We start from the raw sequence: 10,966 nt of genomic DNA on the forward strand, positions 1-10,966 counted from the left end.
ACATAAAATTAAACAAACCAAAAACAATAAGAACAACTAAAAACAATTCAACAAAACCAACAAAATATTAAAAAAAACTCACATAAAAACACAAAAAATAAAGAAAAAATCAATAAAATAGAACAAATAAAGAAACATTAAATGCGAATCCTCATTGTATTATTTTTATTATTATAATGTATTATTTATTATTATTTTTATACATTGTATTATTATTTTAATTATTTATATTATTATTGTTTAAAGTTTTCTTATTATCTTTTATTTGACGTATTTCTTCTAAAAACATGCAAACTCTGCATAATCTTCCTGAAGAAGGTTCACCACAAATTTCACATTCTTTAAGTTCTTGTTTAGATGATTCTTGATTTTTAATAGCTATTTTAATTTTATCAAATCCTCTAAGGGTTGAATACATGATATTTGGGTGTTTTGAGGTTAATTTTTTCATTATTTCAGAAATTTCTCCTCTAAACGATGTTTCAACATAAGGACAACCTGCAAAATGAACTTCTAAGTCTTTAGCTATTACATAGAGTCCTATTTCTTTTTCTGGGATTTCTCGAAGAGGCTTTATCTTTGAGGTGAAAAGTTTGCTTTTAGGTTCTGTTTTAGGTCCAATTGTTTTTAAATTGTTAATATTGCCTTCAAGATAATTCATCATTATGGCTTGTGTTTCATCATCAAGATTATGACCTGTAGCTATTTTCGTTGCTTTGAATTCTCTTGCTGCTCTGTTAATTATCCATCTTCTAAAAACTCCGCAGTAGGTACATGCTCCTCTTTTGTCATTGTCTTTCATTATTTCATCTAAGCTTATTCCAAATGATTCTTTAAATGAAACAATTTTATGAGGGATATTTACATTTTTTGCATTGTTAATAGCTATTTTAACTCCATCATCCCTATAATTAGCTATTCCCTCATCAATAGTCACAGCGCAAAGGTCAATTATTCTTCTTTCTTTTAATGTATTCAGAATATCAAGAAGACAAACACTATCTTTTCCTCCAGATAATGCTACAAGTACCTTATCTCCTTTTTCAATTAATTTTTCTTTTTTTATAGTTTTTATAACTTTTTTCTGGATATCTTCTATAAAACAATCTTTACATAATCTTTGACCAGATGATTGCCTTTTAATAATTATTTTAGGATTACCACATTTACTACAAACTGCCATATTTAATTCCTTTAGTTTAAAATTATTTTAAATAGCTATTTCTTCATTAGATCTAAAGTAAAATAAAAATAATAATACTTGTTTATGGTAGAAATAACATTGAACCTATTTTGTTTAGATAATTATTTAATATTATTGGTTACTAAAACATATTTAAGAAACTTTAAGAAACACATTTATTTAACTTAAAAATTTTTTAGAACTTTAAATTTAAAAATAAATTTTAATTGAGGAATAATAATGTCAAAGTGTCGAAAATTATCCTATATAGCTATTATAATAATTGTAATAGCTATTATTTTATTATTTAGTTTTTCTTACTTCACTAATTTTAATATAAATAATTCATCTAACTCTAATAATTCAATTAATTCTAAAGAATTTAATTTAAGTGGAGAAGAGGTAACTATAAATGGATTAAGAACATTAATACCTAAATCATACCAAAATGGAGAAATAATTGTAAAACCTGGAATAAATACTTATCAGACTAAAAATGGTTCGATTTATGTAACTGTGTATAGTGATTCTAAGGATGGAGATAGTGTCTATGATGGGGACATGGAATATTTTGCTTATGGAAAGTTTAATGAGGATAAAAATCCTAAAAGAGAAAATATAACATTAAATAATCAAAATATTTTATATGTAACTCAACATTCTGATATTAGGGGAGATTATAGATTAGCTTTTTTTGAAGCGAAAAATAAAAGAGTTATGATTGAATGGGTTGGAAGTAATCTCTCTGATGATGTTAAAAATATTATATTAGGATTCTATTGATACTAGGAAAATAGCATGAAAGATAGTGTAACGAATAGAATTAAGAGTAGAAAAGGAGCTAAAAGTTTAAAAGATATTCCTGAAGATGTTTTAGATCTTTTAAATCAAGGAGAAATAGAAACTACAAATTTAATAGAATCTTTAGCTATTGATCAAGAAATATTGCTTGAAAATGTATTAGATGATTCTGAATATGGGGAGTATATTGAAGATGCTAAAATAGCTATTAATAAGTTAGATAAGAAAACTTCAATTAAGTGTATTAAAACAATAGCTGAATCATTATTTTGTAATATTAAAGAAAATAATGATTTGAAAATTATTCATACACTTGCAGCTCATGCTTCTGATACTGTGAGGTCATGGGCAGCGTATATAATTGGTTTAGATAATGGTGGGATTGAAGAGAAATTAGAATTAATTAAACCATTTGCAGAAGATGAACATTATGGTGTTAGGGAAATTGCATGGTTATCTGTAAGAGAAAGTATTATCCGTGACCTTGAAGGGGCTATTTTAACATTGTCTAATTGGTCTATAGATGAAAATCCTAATATTCGAAGATTTGCATCGGAATCAACACGTCCAAGGGGTGTCTGGGCAAAACACATTAGTGAATTAAAGGAAGAACCTGAAATTGCAATAGCTATTTTAGAACCATTGAAATCAGACGAATCTAAATATGTTCAAGATAGTGTAGGTAATTGGCTAAATGATGCAAGTAAAACAAGAGCAGATTGGGTTTTAGACCTCACTAAAAGATGGGAAAAATCTTCTAATACAAAAGAAACAGCTAGGATAATAAAAAGAGGTTTAAGAACTTTAAATAAAAAATCTTGAATCACTTAGTTAAAGTCAAAGTCCTTAATCACTGTATAAATTAGTTATACAAAAATAATTATACAAAAATAATTAACTTATAAAAGATTAATTAATTTATAAAATAAAAGGTTTTTTAAATAATTCAAAATCTTGAACATATTCTTTTCCAGTTATCATAGCTATTTCGGCTTTTTGAAGTTCACTTCCAAGATATGCACAATGTTCTTTTCTACTAACAAGTTTTCTTTCAATTATTTCATTAAATATTTTTTGTGATTCAGTTCCATAAATAGTTAAATTTTTTTCACCTTTTTTAAAATGACTTACAATTATTCTACTTTTATCATATCTTGTATCATGTTCTACAATTATTTTAAAACTTCCATATGGATCATGAATAAATTTAGGATCATTTTTAGCTTGGATTAATTCAACATCATTAGGTTCTTCTTCTATATTTTCCCTTTTCTTTTTATCTTTAAATGTTACAAGAGTTATACCTAAATCTTTTGGGATAGATGATCTGTGTTTTGCAAGAAACATCATTTTTGAGGAAATAGCTAATTCATAAATACTGTTCCATGTTTTTCCGCTTTCATCTGGAGTAAATAAGATATTTGCTTTAAGTTCCATAGCTATTCCACTAAGTAATCCATTGACTCCTGTAGAGTCAACATCTAACAGTTCTGTTACATTCCCAACTCCAAAAAATAGGGGAATGTTGTGTTTTTTTCTAAATTCATGAGCTGCGATTATTGAATCAACAATACTAATACTATTTATTGGGTCTAAAATTAAATCAGCTATTACATTAACTCCTTTACATTTTTTAATTAATTTAGAAATGTTTTTTAATCTTTCTTCAACTGTATGTGGAACTATTCCTTCTTTAAAGTTAGTTGGAAGGATAACTGCAGGAATATTTTTGGCTTTAAGTGGTTCAATCAATTCTTCACAGTTTCCAAGGTCTAAACTTAAAACTAAATCTATATTGTTTTCAATAGCTACTTTTATTTCTTTTGGATTTAGTGTATCAATACTTAATGGTTTATCTTTAGCTATTTTTCTGAGTGTAGCTATTAATTCTGGAATTTTATCACTATTATCTTCTCCAGCGATCATTCCAATATCTATCATATCTGCACCATTATCAATATAATATTGAGCTTTAAATGTTAATTCTTCTTTGTTTAGTGATGGTGCACTAGCTATTTCACCTAAAACTCGCATTGGAAAGTCTGATCCTGCTGGGAGGTTTTTAATTAGAATATTATCCTCTTTTTCTAGAAGTGATTTAATTTTTGTCTTATTATTTTCATAATCTTTGATGAATTTTATTGCTTGTTTTCTTTTTTCTTCTTCAATTAGTTTATCCGCAGCTTTTTCTGCTGATAAATTTAGTTTATTTATTGAATTTATAACCATTTCTAAATCTGCACAATCACTTGATCCTTTAAATGTTGGAACATTAAGTTTTGTAGCTATTTCTCCAACATCTTTTCTAATTAAACCTGGAGTTAGAATCATGTCTATTGTACTTAACTCTTCTTTGAAATATTTATTAATTTCTTTAATTATTTTATTTGGTGTTAAAAAAGCAGCTATTTGTGTTTTAGCTACATGAACAATTACTTCTTCTTTAGATTTTTTAGCTATTTTCTTAACTAAAGGTGATGCAAGTTCTCCAGTTATAATAAGTATTTTCATAAAAAATTACCTGTTTGTTTATTAAATTAAGTTGGATTGTTAAGTTAGATAATAGTAAGTTTTTATATAATCTATAGTTTTACATATAATCTATAGTTTTACTTAATTTTTTTACTTAATTTCATTTTTTACCAATATGTTTTTATATATGAATTTACATATATTTACTTATAATTCTTAATTATTAATCATGATTAATTATTACTAAATTAATATTTATTATTAAAGTAGTCTTGATCTATATTTTTAATACTTTTTACTCAATTTTATCATAAAATTATGCTCTTAAGGTATATAATTCAAATATTATGAAAAATAGCTATTTTTAAGGGAATATTCTAAAGTTAATTAATGGAATACTATTTCTAAGATATATATGATTAGGTATAAAAGTTTATATATTTAGTAATTTATAATGATTATACATGATGAATGGAGGAAAATTTAATGATTGAAATTCGCTTTCATGGTCGTGGAGGGCAAGGTGCAGTTACAGCAGCAGAGATTTTAGCTAAAGCTGCTTTTGAAGATGGTAATTACTCACAAGCTTTCCCACATTTTGGAGTTGAAAGACGTGGAGCTCCAGTAATGGCTTTTACTCGAATTAATGATAAACCAATACTTTCAAGATATCAAATATATGATCCAGATTATGTTATTGTTCTTGATGATGGATTAGTTGAAGTTGCTGACGTTTTTTCTGGATTAAAAGACGAGGGTTCTATAATTATCAATACTCAAAATGAAAAACAGCCTAAAGACTGTATATATCCTATTGATGCCACAGGAATAGCTCTTGAGAATCTTGGTGTCCCTATTATTAATACAGTTCTCCTAGGAGCATTTGCTAAACATAGTGGTGAAGTAAGTCTAAATTCTATTATTAAGATTATCAAAGAAACTTTCCCTGGTAAAATAGGCGAAAAGAATTCTGTAGCAGCAAAAGTAGCGTATGATTCGATTTAATTAGGTTCTTTAGAAATATTCATTATTTGATATTTAATATTTAAGAAATTATTAATTAAATCAAACAAATAGTATACTACATTCATTAGGTTACTTAAACTCTTATGTATCTGTGATGCTATTTTTTTTATAGTGTTATTGATTATTATTATGTAGTTATTAATTGCTACATGTAGTATTATTAATTGCTACATTTGTAGTGTAATTGCTACCATCTATAGTATTGTTATTACTATTTATTATCACAAATTTATTCATAACATGTTTTGGTCATGATCTTATCATATCACATGTTATTAATGATTATTCATAAATTAATAAAATTTATAATAAATTCAATAAAATATTTATAATTAATAAGGTGATTTAATGGAATCTATTGGAGGAGCAATAGCTGATCCAGGAAGTACACGAGCAAATAAAACTGGAAGCTGGAGAACATTCAAACCAATTCTTGACAAGGAAAAATGTGTTGACTGCGATAATTGTATTATATTCTGTCCAGAAGGATGTATAGACAAGGAACATAATATTGATTATGATTATTGTAAAGGTTGCGGAATATGTGATGTTGAATGTCCAGTTAAAGCTATTGTAATGGAAAGAGAGTAAATAGATATTAACTAAATATAAAAATCACGACAGGAGATTAAATAAATGACAATCAAAGTTATGACAGCTAATAAGGCAATATCTGAGGCTGTTAAATTAGCTAAACCTCAAGTTATTCCTGTTTATCCAATCACACCACAAACTTCTATTTCTGAGTATTTAGCTCAATATGTGGCTGATGGGGATCTTGATGCTGAATATATAAGGGTTGAGTCAGAACATAGTGCTATGAGTGCTTCTATGGGAGCATCTGGAACTGGAGTCCGTGTTTTCACGGCAACTTCTTCTCAGGGGCTTATGTATATGCATGAAGTATTATATGCTGCTGCAGGAATGAGGCTGCCTATTGTAATGGCAGATGCAAATAGGGCTATATCTGCACCACTTAGTATATGGAATGATCAACAGGATTCAATAGTTCAAAGAGATGCAGGATGGCTTCAAACTTATGTTGAAAATGGACAAGATGCACTTGATTCTATTCTAATGGCTTATAAGATATCTGAAAAAGTTTTACTACCTTCAATGGTATGTTTAGATGGTTTTATATTAACTCATACAGTCGAACCTGTGGAAATTCCAGATGAATCTCAAGTTAAGAAGTTCTTACCTCCGTACAAACCAAAACATGCATTTTTAGATCCTGACTGGTCAATGTCTCTTGGTACATTAACTGATCCAGAATATTATATGGAAGCAAGATATCAAGTAGAAGAAGCTATGGAAAAATCAATAGCTATTATAAACAAAGTAACAAAAGAATTTGAAGACATATTTGGTAGAAAATATGGATTAACTGAAAATTACATGTGTGATGATGCAGACATTATTTTAATAGCTATGGGATCTATTGCAAGTACAATAAAAGAAGTTATTAATGATTTAAGAGCTAAAGGTGAAAAAATAGGTCTTTTAAAACTAAGATCATACAGACCATTCCCAGTTAAAGAAATAGCTGAAACTGTTAAAAATGCTAAGAAACTAGCTGTTCTTGATAAAAGCATTTTATTTGGTATGGGTGGAGCTATTTATAATGATATAAAATCTAAATTGGATAAAGAAACTTATGGTTTTATTGTTGGTCTTGGAGGAAGAGATATAACTCCTAAAGAGATAAATGAGATAATTGAGAAAACTAAAAGTCCTGTTAGGGATATAACTTGGATTGGTTTAAAAGGAGGGCAACAATGAAATTACCTGAAGAAGAATTATTAGCTCCAGGACACAGAGGATGTGCTGGATGTGGTGCTACTATCGGAGCTAGACTTGCTCTTAAAGCATTAGGTAGAAACACAGTAGCTATTTCTGCTACAGGATGTTTAGAGGTTATTACAACACCATTTCCTGAAACTTCATGGGAAATACCATGGATACATGTTGCTTTTGAAAATGCAGGTGCCGTAGCATCTGGAGTTGAAAGAGCACTTAAAGCTCAAGGAAAAACTGATGTAAATATCGTTGCTTTTGGGGGAGATGGTGGAACAGCTGATATTGGAATGCAATCATTATCTGGAGCAATGGAACGTGGACATAACTTCACATATATCTGTTATGATAATGAAGCGTACATGAATACTGGAATTCAAAGAAGTGCATCTACACCTTATGGTGCATCAACAACAACTTCTCCACATGGAAAAGAAAGTTTTGGTGAAGATCAACATAAAAAGAACATGCCTCTTATTATGGCAGCACATGGTATTCCATATGTAGCTACAGCATCAATTTCATATCCTGAAGACTTTATGAGGAAAGTTAAAAAAGCTGCTGAAATTGAAGGACCAGCTTATATCCACTTGAACCAACCATGTACTACAGGATGGGGATATGATCCATCAAAAACAATTGAACTTGGAAGATTAGCTGTTGAAACTGGATCTTGGGCATTATATGAAATTATTGATGGTGAATTTAAATTAAGTTATAAACCTCAAATCAGAAAACCTGTTGTTGAATATTTAGATGCTCAAAAAAGATTTAAACATCTTTCACAAAAAGAAAAAGATAATATACAAACCTTTGTTGATAAGCAATGTAGGGAACTTGGAATATAGGAGGGATACACTTTGGAGAAAATAGTAGTTCAACAAGATTTATGTGATGGTTGCTTAGACTGTGAACAGGCTTGTTTTGGACTTCATGGTTCATCTCGAATTAATATTCGTGAAGTTGAAGACTCTTACTACCCTATACTATGTCAACAATGTGCAGATGCACCTTGTGTAACAATTTGTCCAACTGAATCAATGGAACAAGACGGAGTAGATAGTGATAAATGTATTGCATGTGGTTTATGTATGATGGTATGTCCATTTGGAGCTGTTAAGATCGAAAATAAAATAGCTCAAAAATGTAATAGATGTAGAGATCGAGAAGATGGTCCTGCATGTATTAAAGCATGTTCTAAACGAGCAATTTCACTATTAGATATTGACCAACTAAAAATCAAAAAACAAAATGAGTTTTTAGAAAAAATGGCAGGAATAAACAAAAAGCCTAAAAGCAACAGTTTCATTAACCTTATAACAAGTAATACAAGAGCAAATAGGAAAGATTAATAGGTGATTAGTATGAGGGAATTAATTTCAAATCCTGATCTTTGTATAGATTGTATGAAATGTGAAAGAAACTGTCCAAGTAATGCAATAAGAGTAGTTGACACAGTACCATTATTCTGCATGCACTGTACTCCAGATAAAGCACCTTGCTTAAATATATGTCCTGAAAATGCTATTGAAGCTCTTGGTGGCGCAATTACAATTAATAAAGATAAATGTATAGGCTGTGGTATGTGTAGGGACAAATGTCCCATTGGAGCTATCTCTATGGACGAAATAGGATTAGCAAAGAAATGTGACCTATGTATAAATGAAAACACTCAATTATGTGCAGAATCATGCCCTACAAACGCATTATCCACAAGTTCTAGAGAAATTGTAACTGAAAAACAAGATAAACTAGTTGAAGGTCTTAAGAAGTTTAAAATATTATAACACTGAATTGGGGAAATAAAAAATCTTTCCAATTCTCACTTAAAGTGTTTGATATGTTAAGGTTATGGGAAGTTGCGAAAATATTATCTTAAATTAACATTTATTTAAATCCAATAGCTACTTCAACTTATCTATTTTTTTTTAAATATGATCAATATTTTATTATATATTACTTTTTTTAATATTTTTATTATTATTATATTGTTTTTATGCTTATTTTAGTGTTTATTGTACTAAATGTATTCTAAGGACTATAATTTAAAACTTGAAACTCGTGGATCTACAAAACAACATGGACGGATAGCTGAGATTCTAACTCCACTTGCTCTTTGAGGACCAATATTTATAAAAGATCCTAAAGCAGTAGTGTCTCCACCAAGCCCCATAGGTCCAATATTAAACTTATTTACTTCACATGTTAAACGATTTTCAAGAGTGGTTTGTTTATCTAAGTTACCTAATGCTAATGATTTAATAAGTAAAGAATTAGCTTCATAATGTGTTCTACCTATACCTATAGCTGGAATTGTTGGAGTGCATCCTAGCAGAGGAAGTGATTTCTTTAGCCATTCAATTGTATCATTGAAAATGTTATTGTGGTCTCTTTTATGAAATACTCTATAAGTTTTAGACCTTATTTCTGGTCCTCCTCCAAGAAGTAAAATATGAATAAATATGTCTTCTCCTTCACAACTATCAATTATAAATGATGGAGGGGCTAATTTTTCAGGTTTACTGAATAATCCTTTAGATTGTTCTATACGTTCAATATCATTACCTTTAACTGCCATAGGTCGTGCTGGAAGATTTTTAAGACCATTATCTATTCCTTTTTTTATATCTTCAATAAACTCTCCATTAATTCCATTACTTTCTTTACCAATTTCAATGAATACATGAGGAATTCCAGTATCATCACATAATGCTAGCTTGTTTTTATTTGCAATTTCCATGTTTTTAAGCATAAGGTCCAATGCCCAGATAGCATTTTCATTGGTCTCTTTTTCATATGCTAACTTGAAAGCAGAAATTCGATCTTTATGGTAAGTTGTAGATGCCCTAATCACTGCATTTTCAACTTTTTTTATTAAATTAGTCATTAAAACACAACATAAAACTTAATGAAAATGAATTATAGATAAAAATGCTACTACTAGAATTATAAAATATTAATTCAACATTTATATTTTCAAAAAATTTAAGAAAGTTATTGAATTTTTTAAATTTGAGGTTGTAGGGCAGTATCAATATTTAATAAATATAGTTACAATTAATACTATAAATTAATGTGTAAATTTTATTAGCTATTTTTAGAGTTCTGCGTCTACCATTAGAATTTCACTAAAAATTGTGTTCAAACTCATTGATATTTACAGTGCCAAACAGCTATGGCTGGTTTATAATACTTCCTTTATTTTGCATTTAACATTTGTAATGAATCCTTTATCTATATATTCGTCTTTTAATGCTATTGCCATTAGCTTAACATTGTCTTCAAATGCCCAGTAATATTTTTTCTTTTCGATTTGTTTAAATCCTTCATTGATTAGATTATCTAATGTTTTAGATTGGTCTTCTGTGTATTTCACTTCTACAATGATTATTAGTTCTTTTTCTATGTTTTCTAGTATGAAGTCTATTCTTCCGTCTTCTATTGCATTTTCTTCTGTGATTTCGAAGTCCATTGCTTTTGCCCATGTTGTGAAAACTAGAGAATAGAATTTCCATTTCTCTTTACTTACCAAAGGTAAGTTAGAAAATCTATGATTTTCTCACAGCTGTTAAGTTAAGGATTTAATCGATTCTATAGAATTGCCTTAAATTAAACATTGCTTCTTTATTTTTTTCTTATTTCAGAAACTTCTTCTACAATTGGTTCTATTTTTTCTTGGTGGGGTTT

Annotated in this window: 12 protein-coding genes; 8 read left to right on the plus strand and 4 right to left on the minus strand. The window is 28.6% G+C overall.

The window, feature by feature from the left end; genetic code table 11:
• Positions 1–217: 217 nt before the first annotated feature.
• A complete protein-coding gene (locus MBFIL_RS09640; protein WP_066973956.1) occupies positions 218–1,183 on the minus strand; it encodes a TIGR00269 family protein in 966 nt (321 codons plus the stop codon).
• 240 nt (positions 1,184–1,423) lie between these two features.
• Between MBFIL_RS09640 and MBFIL_RS09645 the strand changes: the two genes are divergently transcribed.
• Both MBFIL_RS09645 and MBFIL_RS09650 read left to right on the plus strand, forming a co-directional pair.
• Positions 1,424–1,966 (plus strand): hypothetical protein, encoded by a 543-nt coding sequence (locus tag MBFIL_RS09645; RefSeq protein ID WP_066973959.1) that lies wholly within the window; start codon positions 1,424–1,426, stop codon positions 1,964–1,966.
• Between the two features lie 15 nt (positions 1,967–1,981).
• Complete coding sequence (locus tag MBFIL_RS09650; RefSeq protein ID WP_066973961.1) at positions 1,982–2,806, plus strand: DNA alkylation repair protein; 825 nt, start codon at positions 1,982–1,984, stop codon at positions 2,804–2,806.
• A gap of 96 nt (positions 2,807–2,902) precedes the next feature.
• Here the strand turns inward: MBFIL_RS09650 and MBFIL_RS09655 are convergent, their stop codons facing one another.
• Positions 2,903–4,495, minus strand: coding sequence for a dihydropteroate synthase-like protein (locus MBFIL_RS09655; RefSeq protein ID WP_066973962.1), 1,593 nt, complete (start codon positions 4,493–4,495; stop codon positions 2,903–2,905).
• Between the two features lie 447 nt (positions 4,496–4,942).
• Here MBFIL_RS09655 and porC point away from each other — a divergent pair, with 447 nt between their 5' ends.
• The 6 genes from porC to MBFIL_RS09685 all read left to right on the plus strand — a co-directional run bounded on the left by porC (position 4,943) and on the right by MBFIL_RS09685 (position 9,066).
• Positions 4,943–5,461 carry a pyruvate synthase subunit PorC gene (gene porC / locus MBFIL_RS09660; RefSeq protein ID WP_066973964.1) on the plus strand — a complete coding sequence of 173 codons (519 nt, stop codon included), beginning with the start codon at positions 4,943–4,945 and terminating at the stop codon, positions 5,459–5,461.
• 369 nt (positions 5,462–5,830) lie between these two features.
• The gene (gene porD / locus MBFIL_RS09665) at positions 5,831–6,073 is read left to right on the plus strand and encodes a pyruvate synthase subunit PorD (protein WP_066973966.1); all 243 of its coding nucleotides are present in this window, start codon (positions 5,831–5,833) and stop codon (positions 6,071–6,073) included.
• Between the two features lie 45 nt (positions 6,074–6,118).
• Positions 6,119–7,264 (plus strand): pyruvate synthase subunit PorA, encoded by a 1,146-nt coding sequence (porA, locus tag MBFIL_RS09670; RefSeq protein ID WP_066973968.1) that lies wholly within the window; start codon positions 6,119–6,121, stop codon positions 7,262–7,264.
• Positions 7,261–8,127: a pyruvate synthase subunit PorB gene (gene porB, locus MBFIL_RS09675; protein WP_066973970.1), complete on the plus strand. Its 867-nt coding sequence runs from the start codon at positions 7,261–7,263 to the stop codon at positions 8,125–8,127. Before porA ends, porB begins: the two co-directional genes overlap by 4 nt.
• 12 nt (positions 8,128–8,139) lie before the next feature.
• On the plus strand, positions 8,140–8,631 hold the full coding sequence (locus tag MBFIL_RS09680) for a 4Fe-4S dicluster domain-containing protein (protein ID WP_066973972.1): 492 nt from the start codon (positions 8,140–8,142) through the stop codon (positions 8,629–8,631).
• A gap of 12 nt (positions 8,632–8,643) precedes the next feature.
• Positions 8,644–9,066, plus strand: a complete 423-nt coding sequence (locus MBFIL_RS09685) for a 4Fe-4S dicluster domain-containing protein (protein ID WP_066973974.1) — start codon at positions 8,644–8,646, stop codon at positions 9,064–9,066.
• Positions 9,067–9,317: 251 nt separating this feature from the next.
• On the opposite strand, the gene MBFIL_RS09690 is transcribed toward MBFIL_RS09685, so the two are convergent.
• Together MBFIL_RS09690 and MBFIL_RS09695 are read right to left on the minus strand one after the other, a co-directional pair.
• On the minus strand, positions 9,318–10,166 hold the full coding sequence (locus tag MBFIL_RS09690) for a fumarate hydratase (RefSeq protein WP_066973975.1): 849 nt from the start codon (positions 10,164–10,166) through the stop codon (positions 9,318–9,320).
• Between the two features lie 297 nt (positions 10,167–10,463).
• Positions 10,464–10,811, minus strand: a complete 348-nt coding sequence (locus MBFIL_RS09695) for a PD-(D/E)XK nuclease domain-containing protein (protein ID WP_066973977.1) — start codon at positions 10,809–10,811, stop codon at positions 10,464–10,466.
• Positions 10,812–10,966 lie beyond the last annotated feature (155 nt).

This window comes from Methanobrevibacter filiformis (assembly GCF_001639265.1).
Classification (GTDB): Archaea; Methanobacteriota; Methanobacteria; order Methanobacteriales; family Methanobacteriaceae; genus Methanacia; species Methanacia filiformis.

Coding starts and splice junctions, on each gene's coding strand:
- MBFIL_RS09640 (WP_066973956.1), bottom strand. CDS start 1,183: ATGGCAGTTTGTAGTAAATGTGGTAATCCTAAAATAATTATTAAAAGG.
- MBFIL_RS09645 (WP_066973959.1), top strand. CDS start 1,424: ATGTCAAAGTGTCGAAAATTATCCTATATAGCTATTATAATAATTGTA.
- MBFIL_RS09650 (WP_066973961.1), top strand. CDS start 1,982: ATGAAAGATAGTGTAACGAATAGAATTAAGAGTAGAAAAGGAGCTAAA.
- MBFIL_RS09655 (WP_066973962.1), bottom strand. CDS start 4,495: ATGAAAATACTTATTATAACTGGAGAACTTGCATCACCTTTAGTTAAG.
- porC (WP_066973964.1), top strand. CDS start 4,943: ATGATTGAAATTCGCTTTCATGGTCGTGGAGGGCAAGGTGCAGTTACA.
- porD (WP_066973966.1), top strand. CDS start 5,831: ATGGAATCTATTGGAGGAGCAATAGCTGATCCAGGAAGTACACGAGCA.
- porA (WP_066973968.1), top strand. CDS start 6,119: ATGACAATCAAAGTTATGACAGCTAATAAGGCAATATCTGAGGCTGTT.
- porB (WP_066973970.1), top strand. CDS start 7,261: ATGAAATTACCTGAAGAAGAATTATTAGCTCCAGGACACAGAGGATGT.
- MBFIL_RS09685 (WP_066973974.1), top strand. CDS start 8,644: ATGAGGGAATTAATTTCAAATCCTGATCTTTGTATAGATTGTATGAAA.
- MBFIL_RS09690 (WP_066973975.1), bottom strand. CDS start 10,166: ATGACTAATTTAATAAAAAAAGTTGAAAATGCAGTGATTAGGGCATCT.